At 69.9% G+C, this 18485-nt stretch carries 15 protein-coding genes; 5 read left to right on the forward strand and 10 right to left on the reverse strand.

All coding sequences use genetic code 11. The annotated features are described in order from the left end of the window. Positions 1 to 3: 3 nt before the first annotated feature. Complete coding sequence (locus FOZ74_RS08585; RefSeq protein ID WP_146912677.1) at positions 4 to 762, reverse strand: sulfite exporter TauE/SafE family protein; 759 nt, start codon at positions 760 to 762, stop codon at positions 4 to 6. 216 nt (positions 763 to 978) lie between these two features. Beyond that, complete coding sequence (locus FOZ74_RS08590) at positions 979 to 2646, reverse strand: GMC family oxidoreductase (RefSeq protein ID WP_146912678.1); 1668 nt, start codon at positions 2644 to 2646, stop codon at positions 979 to 981. 197 nt (positions 2647 to 2843) lie between these two features. Between FOZ74_RS08590 and FOZ74_RS08595 the strand changes: the two genes are divergently transcribed. The 4 genes from FOZ74_RS08595 to FOZ74_RS08610 are packed head-to-tail and all read left to right on the forward strand — an operon-like array spanning position 2844 to position 6479. Further along, positions 2844 to 3965: an MlaE family ABC transporter permease gene (locus FOZ74_RS08595; RefSeq protein ID WP_146912679.1), complete on the forward strand. Its 1122-nt coding sequence runs from the start codon at positions 2844 to 2846 to the stop codon at positions 3963 to 3965. After that, complete coding sequence (locus FOZ74_RS08600) at positions 3962 to 4789, forward strand: ABC transporter ATP-binding protein (RefSeq protein WP_146912680.1); 828 nt, start codon at positions 3962 to 3964, stop codon at positions 4787 to 4789. The genes FOZ74_RS08595 and FOZ74_RS08600 overlap by 4 nt, the downstream gene beginning before the upstream one ends. Continuing rightward, a complete protein-coding gene (locus FOZ74_RS08605) occupies positions 4789 to 5778 on the forward strand; it encodes an MlaD family protein (RefSeq protein WP_146912681.1) in 990 nt (329 codons plus the stop codon). The genes FOZ74_RS08600 and FOZ74_RS08605 overlap by 1 nt, the downstream gene beginning before the upstream one ends. Beyond that, the gene (locus FOZ74_RS08610; protein WP_146912682.1) at positions 5778 to 6479 is read left to right on the forward strand and encodes an ABC-type transport auxiliary lipoprotein family protein; all 702 of its coding nucleotides are present in this window, start codon (positions 5778 to 5780) and stop codon (positions 6477 to 6479) included. The genes FOZ74_RS08605 and FOZ74_RS08610 overlap by 1 nt, the downstream gene beginning before the upstream one ends. 12 nt (positions 6480 to 6491) lie before the next feature. Here the strand turns inward: FOZ74_RS08610 and FOZ74_RS08615 are convergent, their stop codons facing one another. Then, positions 6492 to 7127 carry a MarC family protein gene (locus FOZ74_RS08615; RefSeq protein ID WP_146912683.1) on the reverse strand — a complete coding sequence of 212 codons (636 nt, stop codon included), beginning with the start codon at positions 7125 to 7127 and terminating at the stop codon, positions 6492 to 6494. Between the two features lie 98 nt (positions 7128 to 7225). Between FOZ74_RS08615 and FOZ74_RS08620 the strand changes: the two genes are divergently transcribed. Then, positions 7226 to 7915 (forward strand): dienelactone hydrolase family protein, encoded by a 690-nt coding sequence (locus FOZ74_RS08620; RefSeq protein WP_146912684.1) that lies wholly within the window; start codon positions 7226 to 7228, stop codon positions 7913 to 7915. Between the two features lie 18 nt (positions 7916 to 7933). Here FOZ74_RS08620 and FOZ74_RS08625 read toward each other — a convergent pair whose 3' ends face one another. The 7 genes from FOZ74_RS08625 to FOZ74_RS08655 form a co-directional block, all read right to left on the reverse strand. Beyond that, positions 7934 to 9598, reverse strand: coding sequence for a methyl-accepting chemotaxis protein (locus FOZ74_RS08625; protein ID WP_284698414.1), 1665 nt, complete (start codon positions 9596 to 9598; stop codon positions 7934 to 7936). 73 nt (positions 9599 to 9671) lie between these two features. Then, entirely contained in the window at positions 9672 to 11942 is a 2271-nt protein-coding gene (locus FOZ74_RS08630) for a putative bifunctional diguanylate cyclase/phosphodiesterase (RefSeq protein ID WP_146912685.1), read from the reverse strand. Between the two features lie 261 nt (positions 11943 to 12203). Next, positions 12204 to 12821 (reverse strand): ANTAR domain-containing response regulator, encoded by a 618-nt coding sequence (locus FOZ74_RS08635; RefSeq protein ID WP_146912686.1) that lies wholly within the window; start codon positions 12819 to 12821, stop codon positions 12204 to 12206. 1 nt (position 12822) lies between these two features. Further along, the gene (locus tag FOZ74_RS08640) at positions 12823 to 14718 is read right to left on the reverse strand and encodes an MASE1 domain-containing protein (protein ID WP_146912687.1); all 1896 of its coding nucleotides are present in this window, start codon (positions 14716 to 14718) and stop codon (positions 12823 to 12825) included. Positions 14719 to 14777: 59 nt separating this feature from the next. Further along, positions 14778 to 16346: a DHA2 family efflux MFS transporter permease subunit gene (locus FOZ74_RS08645; protein WP_255437532.1), complete on the reverse strand. Its 1569-nt coding sequence runs from the start codon at positions 16344 to 16346 to the stop codon at positions 14778 to 14780. Positions 16347 to 16649: 303 nt separating this feature from the next. Then, positions 16650 to 17903: an HlyD/EmrA/EmrK family protein gene (locus FOZ74_RS08650; protein ID WP_146912689.1), complete on the reverse strand. Its 1254-nt coding sequence runs from the start codon at positions 17901 to 17903 to the stop codon at positions 16650 to 16652. 95 nt (positions 17904 to 17998) lie between these two features. Beyond that, positions 17999 to 18481 carry a MarR family winged helix-turn-helix transcriptional regulator gene (locus FOZ74_RS08655; protein ID WP_146912690.1) on the reverse strand — a complete coding sequence of 161 codons (483 nt, stop codon included), beginning with the start codon at positions 18479 to 18481 and terminating at the stop codon, positions 17999 to 18001. Positions 18482 to 18485 lie beyond the last annotated feature (4 nt).

An 18485-nucleotide genomic window follows, 5' to 3' on the forward strand; every position in this document is an offset into this window, starting at 1 on the left:
CGCTCAGCCGAGGAAGGCGTCGCGCGCCGTCTTCAGGATCAGTGCGCCGACCACGATGATGAAGATGCCGCGCACGAAGCCCGCGCCATGGCGCAGCGCCAGGCGCGCGCCCAGGACGCTGCCGACGATGTTGGCCGCGGCCAGCCACAGCGTGAGCTGCCACCACACATGTCCCATGGCCGCGAACAGCATCAGTGAGGAGGCATTGGTCGAGAGGTTGAGCAGCTTGGCCGAGACCGAGGCGTTGAGGAAGTCGTAGCCCAGAAAGCGCACGAAGAAGAAGATGAAGAAGCTGCCGGTGCCCGGGCCGAAAAAGCCGTCGTAGAAGCCGATCACCAGCGCGATTGCGCAGGCCGCCAGGCGTTCGCGCGCCGCGCTGAGCGTGGGCGCGTGCACGCGGCCCAGTTCCTTGCGCGCCAGCGTGTAGAGCAGCAGCGCCAGCAGGACCAGCGGCAGCAGCTTGCGCAGCAGCTCGGCCGACACCTGCGTCACCGTCCAGGCGCCGAGCAGCGCGGCGGCAAAGCTGGTGAGCGCCGCGGGCAGCATGGCCTGCCAGCGGATGCGCACGCGCCGCGCGTACTGCAGCGTGGCCACGCCCGTGCCCCAGATGGAGGCGCTCTTGTTGGTGCCCAGCAGGTCGCCCGGCACCGCGCTCGGGTAGGTGGCAAACAGCGCGGGCACGAGGATCAGGCCCCCGCCACCGACGATCGAATCGATGAAACCGGCCAGCAGCGAGGCCAGCGCAACGATGACGGAATCCATTGCGCGGATTTTCCCATCGGCCGGGACAAAAAAAAGCACCCGCTGCGCGGGCGCTGTCAAAAAAGTGGCGCCTCTTCATGGGCGCCTTGTCTGTTGCTGTTGTTGTCGGCGGTGTCTCCCCGGCCCCTCGCTGGACGCGCGGCTGCGTGCCTTGAGTGCCCGCAATGTAAGGGCTGGCGCGGGCGCCGCGCATCGGGACTTTCCCGGGGGCCGGGTCTACTGCCCCGCGGCTATCCAGCCGGCCGCCATCTCGGCCATCATCAGCGTGGGGCTGTTGGTGTTGCCGCTGGTGATGGTGGGCATGGCGCCGGCGTCCACCACGCGCAGGCCTTCGATGCCGCGCACGCGAAAGTGCGGATCGAGCACGGCTTGTGCGTCGTCCGCGCGCCCCATGCGCGTGGTGCCCACCGGGTGGAAGATGGTGGTGGCGATGTCGCCGGCCAGGCGCGCCAGTTCTTCATCGCTCTGGAATTGCACGCCGGGCTTGTATTCCTCGGGCCGGTAGCGCGCCAGCGCCGGCTGCGAGGCGATGCGCCTTGTCAGCCGCAGGCTGCTGGCGGCGATCAGGCGGTCTTCATCGGTCGAGAGATAGTTGGGCGCGATCGCCGGCGCATCGCGAAAGTGGGCGCTCTTGATGCGCACGCTGCCCCGGCTCGTGGGCTGCAGGTTGCACACGCTGGCGGTGAAAGCCGGGAAGTCGTGCAGCGGCTCGCCGAAGGCGTCCAGCGAGAGCGGTTGCACGTGGAACTCCAGGTTCGCGCGCTCGCGCCCCGGGTCCGAGCGCGTGAATGCGCCCAATTGCGACGGCGCCATGCTCATCGGGCCGCTGCGGCTGAACAGGTATTGCATGCCTATCCAGGCCTTGCCGAAGGGGTCGCTCGCCAGGGTGTTGAGCGTCTTGACGCCCTGCACCTTGAACACCGCGCGGATCTGCAGGTGGTCCTGCAGGTTGGCGCCGACGCCGGGCAGCTCGTGCACCAGCGGGATGCCGTGCTGCTGCAGCAGCGCCGCCGGGCCTATGCCCGACAGCTGCAGCAACTGGGGCGAGTTGACCGCGCCCGCGCTCAGGATGACCTCGCGCACCGCATGCACCGTCACCTGCTGGCCGTCCTTGACGAGCTGTACGCCGCTGCAGCGCTTGCGTCCCTGGGCGTCCACGGTGGTGATCAGCTTCGCCGCCTGCGCGCCGGTCCACAGCGTGAAGTTGGGGCGCCCCTCGCAGGTGGGGCGCAAGAAGGCCTTGGCGGTATTCCAGCGCCAGCCGCGGCGCTGGTTGACCTCGAAGTAGCCCACGCCCTCGTTGTCGCCGGTGTTGAAGTCGCCCGTTGCCGGGATGCCGGCCTGCACGGCAGCGCGCGCGAAGGCGTCCAGAATCTCCCAGCGCAGGCGCTGGCGCTCCACGCGCCATTCGCCACTGCTGCCGGTGGAAAAGTTGGCGTGCAGTCGCTTGAAGTCTTCGGGCACGCCATCGGGGCGGTCCAGGCGCCAGTGGTCCTCGTGGCGCCGGAAGGTCTGCAGCACATTGGGCCAGCGCCAGGCGTCTTCGCCGGTCACATCGGCCCAATGCTCGTAGTCCTGCGCCTGGCCGCGCAGATAGAGCATGCCGTTGATGCTGGAGCACCCGCCCAGCGCCTTGCCGCGCGGATAGCGCAGCTGGCGGCCATTCAGGCCGGCGTCGGGCTCGGTCTGGTAGAGCCAGTCGGTACGCGGGTTGCCTATGCAGTACAGGTAGCCGACGGGGATGTGGATCCAGTGGTAGTTGTCGCGCCCGCCCGCTTCCAGCAGCAGCACGCGGCGCCGGGGGTCGGCGCTCAGGCGATTGGCCAGCAGCGAGCCGGCCGTACCGGCGCCGATGATGATGGTGTCGAAGGTGGTGTCGCTCATGGCTCTGGACCGGCTGCCCTGCACCGGGGCATTGTGCAACACGCCCCGGCGCTTTGGCAAAAGACCATGATCCTCAAACACGATAGCTGTCGGCGCAATGCGGGCAAGCGCTGGAGCCTGTTTTGCCTGTGCAGGCCATGTACCGTGGCCAGCTTCGCGATGCTCTGTGTGAAACTATCGGTTTCCTGCCCGCAGCCATGCAAGCCCTGACCGCTCCCACCGTGACGACAGACCAGGGCGCCGCGCCCCTGGCGCGTGCGCGCGGCGACTGGGTGGCCGCGGCCCTGGCCGAGCGCGCCCACTGGAGCGCGCTGGCGGCGCAGCTGCGCGCCGCCGCGCGGCCGCTCGCCTGGGACCTGCAGGCGGTGCAGCACATGGACCACGTGGGCGCGCAGCTGCTCTGGCACCACTGGGGCGGGCGCTGGCCCGAAGTGCTGCACGCCAGCGCCGCGCAGCGCCAGCTGCTCGAGCGCGTGGCCGCGCTCACGCCCGCCGCCACCCCGCGCGCGCCGCGCAGCTGGGGCGAGGCCTGGGAGCGGCTGGGCGTGATGGTGCTGGCGGCCGTGGAATTCTTCATGCAGCTGGTGCAGGTCGTGGGCCAGCTCGTGCTGGACCTGCTGCGCCTGCTGCGCGCGCCGCGGCGCGGGCCCTGGCGCGACATCTCGGGCCACCTCTACCAGATGGGGGCGACGGCCCTGCCGATCACCGCACTGGTGGGCTTTCTGATCGGCGTGGTGCTGGCCTACCTGATGAGCCTGCAGCTGCAGCGCTTTGGCGCCGAGACCTTCATCGTCAACATCCTGGGCATCTCGCTGATCCGCGAGCTCGGCCCCATGCTGGCGGCCATCCTTGTGGCCGGGCGCTCGGGCTCGGCCATCACCGCGCAGATCGGCGTGATGCGCGTGACCGAGGAGCTGGATGCGATGCGCGTGATGGGCATCTCGCACAGCTATCGGCTGGTGATGCCGCGGGCGATCGCGCTCGGCCTGGCGATGCCGCTGGTGTCGGCCTGGACCACGGCGGCGGCGCTGGCCGGCGGCATCCTCGCCTCGGACGTGGTGCTGCACATCACGCCCGGCTACTTTTTCCAGGCGCTGCCGCTGGCGGTGCAGGGCAGCACGCTGGTGCTGGCCACGGCCAAGTCGGTGGTGTTCGGCGTGCTGATCGCGCTGATTGCCTGCGTCTGGGGCATGCGCGTCGAACCCAACACCCAGAGCCTGGGCGAGGGCACCACCGCGTCGGTGGTCAGCGCCATCACCATGGTGATCCTGGTGGACGCGCTGTTTGCCATCGTGTTTCGCAACGTGGGGTTCCAGTGAGCGCCCCTGTCGCCGCGCCCGCCGCCCCCGCCACGCCCGTGGTCGAGATCCGCGACCTGGCCACCGTCTTCGGCACGGGCGCGCAGGCGTTCAGCGTGCACGAGCACCTGAACCTCACGGTGCAGCGCGGCGAGCTGCTGTCCCTGGTGGGGGGCTCGGGCACCGGCAAGACGGTGCTGCTGCGCCACATCCTGGGTCTGACCGAGCCCACGCGCGGCACGGTCACGGTGCTCGGGCGCCCGGCGCGCGAGCTCGGCGGCGACGGCGCGAGCAGCCGCGTGGGCATGCTGTTCCAGCATGGTGCGCTGTTCACCGCCTTCAGCGTGCTGGACAACGTCGCCTTCGCGCTCTACGAGCTGCGCACCCTGCCGCGCGCGCTGGCGCAGGAGGTGGCCATGGTCAAGCTGCGCATGGTGGGCCTCAAGCCCGAGCACGCGCTGCGCATGCCGGCCGACCTCTCCGGTGGCATGATCAAGCGCGTGGCGCTCGCGCGCGCGCTGGTGATGGACCCGCCGCTGCTGCTGCTCGACGAACCCACCGCCGGGCTGGACCCCAATGGCTCGGACGAATTCTGCGATCTGCTGCGCGAGCTGCACGCCACCCTGGGCCTGACGGTGATCATGGTCACGCACGACCTCGATACGCTGTACGCGCTGTCCACCAAGGTGGCGGTGCTGGCTGAAAAGCACGTGATCGCGCACGCGCCGGCGGTCGAGGTGGCGCAGCTCGAGCACCCCTTCGTCGAGCATTTCTTTCGCGGGCAGCGGGGGCTGCGCGCGATGGCGCCTGCGCCAACCGCCCCGACGCGGGCCGAGGAGTCCTGATGGAAAACAAAGCACATGCCATGGCAGCCGGTCTGTTCGTGCTGGTGGTGGGCGCGCTGCTGGTGGCCCTGGGCTACTGGATTTCGAGCGACGAGGTCGCCCATACCACCTACGAGCTGTCCACCACCGAGAACGTCAGCGGCCTGCAGCCCCAGGCGGCGGTGCGCTACAAGGGCGTGCCCGCCGGGCGCGTGCTCTCCATCGGTTTCGATCCGCGCGAAGCCGGACGCGTGATCATCCACATCGACGTGGACAACAACGCCCCGATCAGCGCCACCACCTACGCTACGCTGGGCTACCAGGGCATCACCGGCCTGGCCCACATCCTGCTGAGCGATGCACGCGAGCCGCTGCAAAAACAGGCGCGCGGCGCCAGCGGCCTGCCGCGCATCCCGATGAAGGAATCGCCCTTCAGCCAGCTGGCCGAGCAGGGGCCGCTGCTGCTGAGCAAGATCCAGGATGCGGCCGACCGGCTCAACCGTCTGCTGGGCGACGACAACCTGGCGCTGGTGCACACGATGTTCGGGCGCATCAATGCCACCGCGCAAAGCATGGACCGGCTGGCGCTGAGCCTGGAGCACACCGTCAAGACCGGGGTGGACCCGGCGCTCGCCCAGCTGCCCGCGCTCGTCGGTGAAGCGCGCCAGACCCTGCGCACGCTGCGCGAGGCCGGCAGCCAGACCGCGAAGGCCGTGCAGGACGTGGGTGCGGTGGCGCGCCGCATCAATGCCCCGGGCGGCCTGCTGGAAGACATGGGCAGCGGCGTGCGCAGCTACGGCGGCCTGGCCGAGCGCGCGAGCCGGCGCACCTTGCCGCAGATCGACCGCGTGGCCGACGACGCCGCCCAGGCCGCGCGGGCGCTCACGCGCGCGGCCGACGCGGTGAGCGAGAACCCGCAAGGCCTGGTCTATGGCGCGCCGCGCGCCGCTCCAGGGCCGGGCGAACCCGGCTTCGTGCCGCCCCCTGCCGCCACGCAAGGAAACCGCTGATGATTACTATCAAAACCATTGCTGTAGACGCTTGCAGGACGGGCGCCAGAGCCGTTTTTGGCATTGCAATCAGCCTGCTGCTGCTGGCCTGCTCCGCCCTGCCGCAGCCGCCGGTGCGCAGCGCCGTCTACGACTTCGGCCCCGGCCCTGGCCCCACCAGCGCCGTGCAGGGTGCGCGCCAGCCGGCCATCGTGCTCAGCAGCGCGGCCAGCGGCGGCGTGCCGGTCAACGACAACGCGCTCTACTACCGCCTGGCCTATGCCGACGCGCAGCAGCTGCGCCCCTACAGCCTGGCGCGCTGGAGCCAGAGCCCCGCGGCGCTGCTCGCGCAGAGCCTGCGCACCCGCCTGGGGCAGGAGCGCGCGGTCTTGTCCCCCGGCGTGCCGCTGGTCGGCGGCGGCATGGATGAGCCCGAGCTGCTCAAGGTCGAGCTCGAGGAATTCAGCCAGGTGTTCGACGCCCCGCAGACGAGCCACGCGCTGGTGCGTGTGCGCGCTTCGCTGTTTGCAAGCCGCGCGGGCGATACCGAGCTGCGCGCGCAGCGGCTCTTCGTGGTGCAGCACGGCGCGGCCACGCCCGACGCGGCCGGCGGCGCGCAGGCGCTGGCCGCAGCGGCGACGCAGCTGGCCGACGAGCTGGCGCAGTGGCTGGACGGCCTGCCGGCGCCTGCCGCACCGGGCCTGGCGGCCCCCCGGCGCTGACGGCGGGCGCTCTCAGCCGCGCAGCGGCGGAAACAGTCCACCCAGGCCGTTGGCCATCACCTCCACCGCCAGGGCCGCGAGGATCAGGCCCATGAGCCGCGTCATCACGTTGATGCCGGTGCGCCCGAGCACGCGCGAGATCGGCGTGGCCAGCGCAAAGCACAGCGCCGTGGCCCCGGCCACCACCACGCCATAACCCACCAGCGCCAGGTGCTGCCAGACGTTGCTCGCACGGTCGGCATAGATCACCACCGTGGACATGGCCGCCGGCCCGGTGAGCAGCGGAATGGTCAGCGGCACCACCGCGATGCTGTCGCCCTGCGCGGCCTTGTCGGCGGCGTCTTCGAGCTCCTGGGTGTGCGGCTTGGCCTCGGCCGGGTGGGCGTTGAGCATGTTCAGCGCGCTGATCAAGAGCAGCATGCCGCCGCCCACCTGGAAGCTCGCCAGCGAAATGCTGAAGAAAGCGAGGATCTGCAGCCCCACCATGGCGCAGACGGCGATCACGCAGAACGCGGTGAACGCGGCCACCTGCACCGTGCGCCGTTTCTGCGCGGTGTTGAAACCCTCGGTGTAGTGGATGAAGAAAGGCACCACCGCCAGCGGGTTGACGATCGCCAGCAGGGCGATGAGGGGCTTGAGAAATTCCATCGATGCTCCTTGCGCCGTCGGCCGCGGCGCTTCTGGCATCCGGCGGCAGAAGGCGGCAAACTCGGCGGGACCGTCATTTTCAGGAAAAAGGAGACCGCATGGGGCAATGGACCACGCTCAAGAGCCACGACGGCTTCGCATTGCCGGCCTGGCAGGCCGCGCCGGATGCGCCGGCGCGCGGCGCCATCGTCGTGCTGCAGGAGATCTTCGGGGTGAACGCGCACATCCGCGCCATCGTCGAGCGCCTGGCCGCGCGCGGCTGGTGGGCCATCGCGCCGGCCACCTTCGAGCGGGTGCGCCCGGGGGTGGATCTGGGCTATGGCGCCTCGGACGTCGGCGTCGGCATGGCGCTCAAGGCCCAGATCGAGCAACTGCCCGCACCCGGGGTGATGGCCGACATCCAGGCCGCCATCGACCATGCGGCCAGCGCCAGCGGCCCCAAGGTCGGCATCGTCGGCTTCTGCTGGGGCGGACTGCTGGCCTGGCGCGCGGCGGCGCTGTGCTCGGGGCTCTCGGCCGCAGCGCCCTATTACGGCGGCGGCATGACGAGCGCAGCAGAAATCGCACGCCAGCCGCGCGTGCCGGTGCTGGCCCACTTTGGCCGGCGCGACAAGCACATCCCGCTCAGCGGCGTGCAGCAGCTGGCCGCGGCCCACCCCGAGGCCGAGGTGCATCTGTACGACGCCGACCACGGCTTCAACTGCGACATGCGCGCCAGCTACGACGAAGCCAGCGCGGTGCGCGCGCGCGATCGCACGCTGGCCTTTTTTGACCGGCACCTGCGCTGAATCGGGCTGCGCGCGCGACTACGCCGGCAAGCGGGCCAGAGCTGCGTGCGCGAGCCGCCCCGATGCCGGAGCAGAGGCGGCCGGCAGCGGCCGGGATGCGGCGCCGGACGCGTGCGCGCCCTGTTCGAGCCGGAATACCGACACCGCCTGCAGCAGATCCTGCGCCTGGCTGTTCAGGCTGCTGGCGGCCGCAGACATTTCCTCGACCAGCGCGGCGTTCTGCTGCGTGGTCTGATCCATCTGGATCACCGCTTCGCCCACCTGGCTTACGCCGGCGCTCTGCTCGTGGCTGGCGGCGCTGATCTCGCCCATGATGTCGTTGACCCGCCGAATGCTGGCCACCACCTCCTGCATGGTGTCGCCGGCCTGGTTCACGAGTGCGCTGCCCTCGTCCACGCGCGCAACGCTGTCGGTGATCAGCTGGTGGATTTCCTTGGCCGCCTCGGCCGCGCGCCCGGCCAGGCTGCGCACCTCGCTGGCCACTACGGCGAAACCGCGGCCCTGCTCGCCCGCGCGCGCCGCTTCCACCGCCGCGTTCAGCGCCAGGATGTTGGTTTGAAAGGCGATGGAGTCGATCACGCCAATGATGTCGGCGATCTTGCGGCTGGCCGCGCTGATGCCGTCCATGGTCTGCACGACCTGAGTCACCACCGCTCCGCCGCGCGTGGCCACGGCGCTTGCGCTCTGCGCCAGGCCGTTGGCTTCCTGGGCGTTGTCGGCGTTCTGGCGCACCGTGGAGCTGAGCTCTTCCATCGACGCCGCGGTTTCCTCCAGCGCGCTGGCCTGCTCCTCGGTGCGTGCGGACAGGTCGAGGTTGCCCTGGGCGATCTGCGCGCTGGCGGCGGCCACCGACTCGCTGCCGCCGCGCACCTGGGCAACTACCCTCGCCAGGCTGTCGCGCATGGCGCGCATGGAGGCCAGCAGGCTGGTGCTGTCACCGTCCTTGAGCGTGACCGGCACCGCCAGGTTGCCCTCGGCAATCTCGTGCGCAATGTAGGAGGCGTAGGCTGGCTCCCCGCCGAGCTGGCGCGTGATGGAACGCGTGAGCCACCAGGCGATGGCAATGCCCAGGGACAGCGCCACGGCGGCCAGCGCGAGCATCAGCACCTGCGTGCTGAGCGCCGTCTGGCGCACCTCTTGCGCCGACTCCTGCATGAGCTTCTGCTGCGCCGCCACCAAGGCGTTGAGCGCCTTGAAGATCGCCTCATGGGCCGGGCGCATCTGCACCATCAGCACCTCGCGCCCTTCGTCGTCGCGGTTCTCCAGCGCCAGCGCAATGGCTTGGTTGGCCGCGGCGTTGTAGCTGTCGCGCGCCTCGATCGCGGCCTTGAGGATGTCGCGCACCTGCGGTATCACCAGGGCCGCGTCCAGCTGCTGAAACAGCGCCGCCGTGTCGGCGCGCACCTCGTCGATGCGCTGTTTTTGCGCCTGCAGCTCTGCCGCTTCGTGCAGCAGCAGCATGTTGCGCACGCTGAGCGCCTGGAGGTTCATGTTGTCCTTGATCTGGTTGGCGAGCGTGACATTGACCATGCGAAAGTCCACCAGGACGCGCACCGCCTCGGTGACGCTGTTCAGGCGCAGGCTGGCCGCCAGCGCGATCAAGGCGCCCAGCACGATGACCAGGGCAAAGCCCAGTGCGAGGGATTTGCCCACCGTCATGCGGGCGGCTTGCGTGTTGCTCATGGGGGTGTTCTCCTGACGGTTGGCAATTGAAAAATCGTTCATTGGGGATGTTCAGCGGCGGCGGGCCTGTGCCTTAGGCTGCCGTGGAGCTGTCGGGTGCAGCCGCGGCCCGTCTTGCCCGCAGTCGTGCCCAGCGCAGGAAACGCAGGGCCGGCATGGGCCGCGCGAACAGATAGCCTTGGTAGCCGTGGCAGCCCTGGGCGAGCAGCGCGGCCTGTTGCGCGCTGGTTTCCACGCCTTCGGCGATGGTCTGCAGACCGAGGCTGCCGGCGAGCGCGACGATGGCGCGCACCAGAGTGGCGCTGCCCTCGTCGCCGGCCACGTCGCGCACGAAGCTGCGGTCGATCTTGAGCACCTGCAGCGGCAGCTCACGCAGCAGCGACAGCGAGGAATAGCCGGTGCCAAAGTCGTCGAGCGCAAAGCGCACGCCGTGCCGGTGCAGGGCGCGCATCTTGGCGACGGTGTCGTCGATGTCGTCGATCAGCATGCTCTCGGTCAGCTCCAGCACCAGGCGCGAGGCATCGAGCCCGTGGCGCTGCATTAGCCGCAGCACCCGCGCGCTGAAGTCCGCCTGCTTGAATTGCCGTGCGCTGACATTGACCGAGAGCTTCAGTCCGCGCAATTCGGGCTGCCGGCTCCAGGCCTGCAGCTGCAGACAGGCCTGCTGCAAGACCCAGTTGCCTATCGGCACGATGGTGCCGGCGGCTTCGGCCAGCGCGATGAAGAGGTCGGGCGCCACCTGGCCGTGCACCGGGTGCCGCCAGCGCAGCAACGCCTCGGCGCCCACCAGTTGCCCGGCGGCGTTCATCTGCGGCTGCAGATGCAGCGCCAGCTGCTCCAGCCTTACCGCGTCGCGCAGCGCCGCCGTGAGCGCCGCATGGTGCTCAAGCTGTATCTGCATTTGTGGGTCGAACAGGCACCACTGGTTGCGCCCCTGGGCCTTGGCCTGGTACATCGCCAGGTCCGCGCGCTTGAGCAGTTCGGTGGTGTCGCCCTGGCCTGGTCCAAACAGGTACATGCCCATGCTGGCGCTGCCGTGGTGGACTTGTTCGCGGGCCTGCCAGGGCGCGCCCAGACGCTGCAACAGCTCCTGCGCGAGTTCGCGCGCCTGTGCCAGCGCGGCGCCGGCGTCGCTGCCCAGCGGCCCGCTCAGTACCACGAACTCGTCGCCGCCGATGCGCGCCACGAAGTGCCGCGGCTGCGCCACCGAATCCAGGCGCCTGGCCATCTCCTGCAGGTAGCGGTCGCCCACCTCGTGGCCCATGGTGTCGTTGATGGTCTTGAAGTGGTCCAGATCGAGCAGCAGCAGCGCGCGCTGGCCGCTGGCGTGTGCGCGCGGATTGAGCGCCTGAGCAATGCGTTCGCGCAGCAGCCGGCGATTGGGCAGGCCGGTGAGCTGGTCGTAATGCACCAGGTGATCGAGCTCGCGTTCGTTGTCGGCGAGCCGCGCCTGCAGGCCTGAGAGGTCGCGCAGCAGCGCGCTGATCTCGTCGCGTCCGCTGATGTCGATCGGCGTGTTGAACTGTCCCCGGGCGATGCGCTTGAACACCGAGCGCGCCACGCGCAGCGGTGCGGTGATGGCCCGTATCTGTCCCCAGCCGAGCAGCCCCAGCAACACGATGGCGACGGGCAGCGCCAGGAGGGCACAGTTGCGCGTGCGCCGATAGCGCTGCATGCCCAGCTCATAGGCGGCCTGTGCATGGCTGAACTGCAGCGCCACCAGCGTCTGCAAGCGGCTCTGTGCCTGCGTGTACAACCGGCGCGCTGCTTGCGCGCGCTCGCTTGCCTGGGCTGCGTCCAGATCGTTCAGCGCCTTGAGCGCCGGGGCGATGCCCTCGCGCAGGTAGGCGTCGCGTTCGAGCGCAAATGCCCGTGCTGCCGCGTGTTCCGCTCCATCGGGCGCGAGCACAGCGGCATAGCCCTCCCACAAGGCGGTGATCTGCCTGGCGTTGCCGGCAATGGCCTCGGCTGCAGAGCGGGCGGCTGCGGCGTCGAGCGCCGGCTGATGCGAGCGGGCATCGGACGCGATGGAAGCACGGGCCAGGACCAGTTGCAGTTGGTATTGGTTGTGCAGCATCAACTGGGCGATCTGCGAGAGCGTGCGCACCGGCACCATGCGCTCGTCGTGCACGCGCTGCAGCTCGGCGGCGGTGTCGGCCATGCCGCGCAGCCCGCTGGCCGTCAGCGTAATACCGATGGTAGCGGCCAGCGCCATGAGCGCGAGCAAGCGTGTGCCTATGGTCCAGCGCACCAGCAGACGGCCCGGCCAGCGGCGCGGCGCGCGGGCCGGCAGCGGCGCGCGCCCGGCCGGCGCCGCGCCGGCGCCCAAATGCGGCCAAGGCATCAAAGGCCGGGCTCCCGGACTGCTGGCCTCAGCGGGGCGCGCGGCCCATGCCCGAAAAACGTCTCAATCGAAGTGGTGGGGCGCTGCAACACGAAATCCAATGACCAAAACGGCACCCGCGCGCAAAGGCGGGTGCGTGGCATGGGGCGTGTTCGAGGCCCGGGGCCGCAGCGGGGCGGGGCAGAGGCACCACCGCGGCAGGAGCGGGAAAGTTAATCCTGCCTGTGGGTGGACGGCAACCCGGGTAAACCCCGGGTAGCACTAGGAATCCGCCAGCGCGCGCGCCGACGGGGCATGCAGCAGCTCACTGCCCTGGATCACTTCCTGTGCCAGCGTTGCCAGCCGACGACGCTGGCAGCGCGCGGCCTTGCGCAGCAGCTCGAAGGCGGCGTCGCGCTTGAGGCGGTGCTGCACCATGAGAATGCCGACCGCGACATTGATCTCGCGGGTTTGCTGCAGTGCCTGCTCGAGCTGTTCGTTGTTCTGGCGCAGGTTCGCCTGCTCGCGCGCACGCGCCAGCGCGGTGCGCAGCATGGGGCCGAGCTGCAGCGGGTCCAGCGGTTTCACCAGGTAGCCCAGGGCGCCGCTGTCGCTCGCGCTGGCCACGGTGGCCTCGTCGCCCCAGGCGCTGAGCATGAGGCAGGGCAACTGGTAGCGCTGGCCAAGCTCGCGCGCCAGCGTGACGCCATCGTCCCCCGGCAGGCGCACGTCCAGCAGCGCGATGTCGGGGCGCAGGCCCGCCGCAAGCTGCGCCCGCGCGTCCTCCGCCGAATCCGCGCAGCTCACCTGCCAGCCCTGCGCCGCCATGCCGCGCGCCAGGGTGGCAAGCACCAGGCGGTCGTCGTCCACCAGCAGCAGCCGGGGTAGGGCAGCGTTCATATCAGTCATTCGTGATGTATACCACGGGCGCAGACAGCGCCAGGCGCGCAAACACCCAGCCGCCGTGGGTGTTGTGCGTGAGCACAGCGCCCTCGCGCGGCAGCAGCAGCCGCACCAGATCCAGGCCCTGGCCCGGCGGCGCTGCGGTGTCCGCGCCTGCCGTGGGCCAGTCCCCGCGGTTCGTGATGGTGATGTCCGCGCCGTTTGCATCGCCCGCGAGTGCGACCCGCACCGTATCCTGCCCCGGCGGGCTGTGCTTGATCGCATTGGTCATGAGCTCGTGCAGTACCAGGGCCACCGCAACCGCTTCCGCCGCTGCCAGTTGCAGGCGGGCGCTGGCGGCGTCTGCGCTGATCTCGATGTCTGCGTTGCGCGTCTGCTTCAGACCATGGGCAATCGCCAGCAGCAGTTGCGCCAGGCAAACCTGTTCGCGCGCGTCTTTGCCCTGCAGGCCATGGACGATGGCAATGCTTTGCACCTGCGCGGCCACCTGCCCTATGGCGTCGCCCAGTTGCGGATGCTCGTGCACCAGCGCGCGCAGCATGCCGACGATGCCTTGCAGGTTGTTCTTGATGCGGTGGTGTACCTCGCGTACCAGGGCGTCGCGCTGCGCGCATTCGGCTTTACGCAGGCGCTGCTGCTCTGCCTCGAAGTCGCTGACGTCCACCAGTGAAATCACGTAGTGGCCTATGGCCCCGTGCTCATCCCATACGGGCGAGACGATCGCCCAGACGGCGGTCACCGATGCGTCCGCATGCACCACCTGCAGTGGTCCCTGGCGGTAGTCGCCGGGCGTGAACCAGGCAGGGTCTACCGCGCCGCCGCCGCGCAGATACAGAAAGTGCGGCCGCCTGCCGACGAGCTCCTGCAGCGGCGCACCCGTCATTTGCCGGGCCGCCGCGTTGGCCCGCAGGATGCGGCCCGATGCCTCGGTGATCAACAGCCCCTTCTGGGTTTCGAAGGCGGTTGCCGCAATGCGCAGCCCCGTCTGCTGGCGCCGGTGCTCATGCACGTAGACGGACAGCGCCAGCGCCATCGTGCCCAGAATCGTCATGTAAGACCCGTAGCCGAAGCCATTGGCATCGGCCAGATCGCGGCTGAAGTAGCCTTGCTGAAGCAGAGTGCCGCGCAGCGCCAGCAGCGCCACGAGGCACAGCAGGCTGGAGGTCGAGAGCAGCCCCAGCCTCAGGCTGGACCAGCCGATGAACAGAAAAATCCAGTAGGCATTGGCCAGCGGCGTATGCGCGAACTCGCTGCTGTCTCGGCCAAAGATGAACAGGCTGAAAGCGATGCTCAGCAGCCAGACCAGTGCGCCTTCGGTCCAGCGCGCGGGCGCTTGCCTGGTCTGCAGGGCGAGCCGGCACGAAAGCACCCATACCGCCACGAGCAGCAGGCCCAGCGCATGTCCCATCCAGGCCTGCCAGAACATCGGCATGGCATGGCCGCCCGCCCACGCACCGGACAGCAAGCCGGCGCAGAGCCAGAAAAGAGCAGCTATGCCGCCGCCGACCAGGCAGCCCCAGAACAGGAACTGGGGCAATACATTGAGCGAAGGCTGATTGAGGTGGAAGTCCGGGTGTCGCTGCAGCCGATAGCCCACAAAACCCGCCATGGCAACGAGGCCTGCCGCCTGCAGCAAAGCCTGCACCAGCGGCTGACCCGTCAGCAGGCTGCTCACGAGCATGCCGACGAAAATGGCCGGCAGGCATTTGGCACCGCCAATCTGCACCAGCGCGAGCGCCAGTCCGCTGGCCGGCAGAAAGAGCAGGATGGGGCCGGGGCCGGGCAGGATGCGCTCGACAAACTGGCCCGCAAGCAACACCATCAGAGCAGCGGCTGCCAGATGCAGCGCAGAAGGCTGCGGGGCAGTGCTGGGCAGGGCGGTGGCTTCGGTCATGGAGCGCAGGGCGTGCTGCGTCCATCATAGGGGGCGAAGCCGCCCCCCCCAGAATGTCCTCAGTGCGCGCCCGCCGCTGCACCCGTGCCGGGGCCGCCACGCCGGGGTGCGTCGGCCAGCCACACCAGCGGCACCAGCAGCAGGAACAGCAGCGCCGAGGCCCAGTTGACGTCGTTGGCTGCCAGCGTAAAGGCCTGCTGGGTGACCAGGCGCTCCACCTGCGCCAGCGCCTGCTCGGGCGTGAGGCCGAGCGAGTGCAGCAGGGTCAGCGTCTGCGCCAGCGGGCCGTTGCCGTCGTGCAGGTGCTCGATCAGGTTGGCGTGCGCCAGCGTCGCGCGCCGCTCCCACAGCGTGGTGGTGACCGAGGTGCCCACGGCGCCCGCCGTGATGCGCACGAAGTTGGTCAGACCCGAGGCGGCGGGGATGCGGTGCGCCGGAATCTCCGAGAGCGTGAGCGTGACCAGCGGCACGAAGAAGAAGGCCACCGCCGCGCCCTGCACGATGGTCGGAATCATGATGGTGTCGAAGTCCGCCGTGGTGGCAAAACGCGAGCGCAGCCACAGCACCAGCGCGAAGACGAAGAAGGCCACGGTGGCGTAGCGCCGCGGGTCCACCTTGCCTATGCTCTTGCCCACGATGGGCGAGAGGACCATCGCCAGGAACCCCACCGGCGCCATCAGCATCCCCGCCGACGTGGCGGTGTAGCCCATGTACTGCTGCAGCCACAGCGGCAGCAGCACCACGTTGCCGAAGAAGATGCCGTAGCCCACGGCGGTGGCGATGGTGCCGGCCCAGAAATTGCGAATTTTGAAGAGCGAGATATCAACGATGGGGTGCTCTTCGCCCAGCTCCCAGAACACGAAGGCCACCAGGCCGAAAACCGCAGCCGCCGCAAAGCCGATCACCAGGCCCGACGAGAACCAGTCGTGCTCCTTGCCGATATCGAGCATGATCTGCAGGCTGCCCACGCCCAGAATCATCAACGCCAGGCCCATGGCGTCTATGGGCAGCTTGCGTGTGGCGGTCTCGCGCTCGGCGTAGATCGCCATCGTGCCGATGGCGGCAACGATGCCCACGGGGATGTTGATGTAGAAAATCCACGGCCAGCTGATGTTGTCGGTGATCCAGCCGCCCAGGAGCGGCCCCATCACCGGCGCGATCAGCGTGGTCATGGACCACATCGCCATCGCCAGGCCCGCCAGCGCCTTGGGGTAGCTGGAGAGCAGCAGCGCCTGCGACAGCGGAATCATCGGCCCGGCGACGAAGCCCTGCAGCACGCGCGCGGCGATCAGCAGTGGCATGCTGGGCGCCAGCCCGCACAGGAAGGAGGCGGCAACGAACAGCAGCACGCTGGCCACGAACAGGCGCACCTGCCCGAAGCGCTGCGCCAGCCAGCCGGTGAGCGGCACCGAAATGGCGTTGGCCACGGCAAAGCTGGTGATGACCCAGGTGCCCTGGTTGGGGCTGACGCCCAGATCGCCCGCGATGGCGGGCAGGGACACGTTGGCGATCGACGTGTCCAGCACGTTCATGAAGGTGGCCGCCGACAGCGCCAGCGTGCCCCAGGCGCGTGCCGAGCCGCTCAGGGGTTGCTGTTCGGCGGGAGGGGTATGGGCGGCGGAGGTCACGTTGGTGGCTGGTGTGATTGCTCCCTCCCCCGCTGGGGGAGGGTGGGGGCGGGGGCCGACGGGCTGCGCAGAAGGCAGGTCTTCATGCGGTCGGGCGCTGGCCCCCCTCCCGGCCTTCCCCCAAAGGGGGAAGGAGAGGAAGGCGGATCGCGTGGCGGGGCGGGTGCTCCCTCCCCCTTTGGGGGAGGGTTGGGGTGGGGGCGACGGGCGTGGCCAAGGGCGGTGCCTCATCGAGGCCCAAGCCCCCATCCCGGCCTTCCCCCAAAGGGGGAAGGGGAGAAAACCGAAGCTCGTGCGGCTGGGTCATGGCGTGCCGACGTTGGCGGCGATGATGCGCGCGATTTCGGCGTCGGCGTCGCCGTCCTGCAGCGCATACACGCTGGTCTCGGCCAGCGGCTCGGTGCGAGCGGCAGTGGTGAGCGTGGCGCCGCCGTGCTCGCGCGTATCGACCGTGACCAGCATGGACAGCCCCAGGCGCAGCGGGTGCTGGGCCAGCGGTTCGGGATCCAGCGCGATGCGCACCGGAATGCGCTGCACCACCTTGATCCAGTTGCCGGTGGCGTTTTGCGGCGGCAGCAGTGCAAAGGCCGCGCCCGTGCCCACGCCCAGGCCGGCGACGGTGCCGGTGTAGCGCACCTGGCTGCCGTAGAGGTCGGCCGTCAGCGTGGCGCGCTGGCCCAGGCGCAGATTGCGCAGCTGGGTTTCCTTGAAGTTGGCGTCCACCCACACGCCGTGCAGCGGCACCACGGCCATCAGCGGCGTGCCCGCGGCCACGCGCTGGCCCAGCTGCACGCTGCGCCGGGCGATGTAGCCGTCCACCGGCGCGGGCAGTTCGGTGCGGTGCGCGGCCAGCCAGGCCTGGCGCAGCTGGGCGGCGGCGGCCTGCACGCTGGGGTGCCCGGCCACCTGCACGCCCTGGGTCAGGGCCTGGTTGCTGGCCAGCTGCTCGCGCGCCGCGGCCACGCCCGCCTTGGCGGCGGCCTGGCCCGCCCTGGCGGCGGCCAGCTGCGTGCGCGCCGTGTCCACCGCGCTTTGCGCGTGCTTGAGCTCTTCGCCCGATACCGCGCCGCTGGCGCCCAGCTGCAGGCGGCGCTGCACGTCCTGCTCGGCGCGCTCCAGATTGGCCCTGGCCTGGGCCTGCAGCGCGTCGGCGTTGGCCACGTCGGTCTCGCGCAGCTTGACCTGCGCGGCCAGCGTGGCGTTGTTGGCGTAGAGCTGGCGCACCTGGCGCACGGTCTGCGCCAGCGCCGCCTCGGCCTGATGCAGCGCCACCCCGGTGTCGGCCGGATCCAGCTTGACCAGCGGCGCGCCGGCGCGCACGAAGTCGTTGTCGTCGGCGAAGATGGCCATCACCGTGCCGCCGACCTGGGGCGTGATCTGCACGATGTTGCCCTGCACGTAGGCGTTGTCTGTGCTTTCCTCGTGGCTGGCGATCAGCGCGTCGTAGCCGCCCCAGGCGATCAGGCCGACCAGGGCGACGAGCACCAGTGCAGCAAGGCGCTTGCGGCGCCGGGCCTTGGCGTGCACCGCGGCGGTGGAAATTTCAGGAGCGGTCATGGCGGGGTGGCATCCGGTGATCCGGGTACCGAAGTGACTATGAAAAAAGAAGCTTTTGGCGCTTGTGCAGCAAGCGTTTGAGGCGGATTTCTATCTCAATGCAGCGGGTCGTCCGGCGCGGCGGCGTTGCACTCCATGCGCCGCAGCAGCGCACGTACCTGGGCTTCTTCCTCGCTGCTGAAGCCGGCCAGCAGTTCGCGCTGCACCGCGCAGAGCACGGCGGGCAGCTGCTCGGCCACGCGCAGGCCTTCGGTGGTGAGCGACACATGCACCACGCGCCGGTCCAGCTCCGAGCGCTCGCGCACGCACAAGCCCTTGGCGGCGAGGCGGTCTACCAGGCGGGTGAGGCCGCCGGTGTCCAGGTTGCAGCGGCGCGCGAGGTCCGTGGCGGTGACGGGTGAGCCCTCGCTCAGGCACAGCAGCGGGCGCCACTGCGCGTCGGTCAGTCCCAGGGGCTCCATGCGCCGCTCTATGCGCGCCACCAGCTGCGTGACCACGCGGCGCAGCTGCATGCCCAGGCTGGCGCGGCTGTCGTAGCGCACGGGCGCGGCTGCGTCGGAGGGCGGATGGCAAGGCATGCCC

The organism is Comamonas flocculans (assembly GCF_007954405.1).
GTDB classification, from domain to species: Bacteria; Pseudomonadota; Gammaproteobacteria; order Burkholderiales; family Burkholderiaceae_C; genus Comamonas_C; species Comamonas_C flocculans.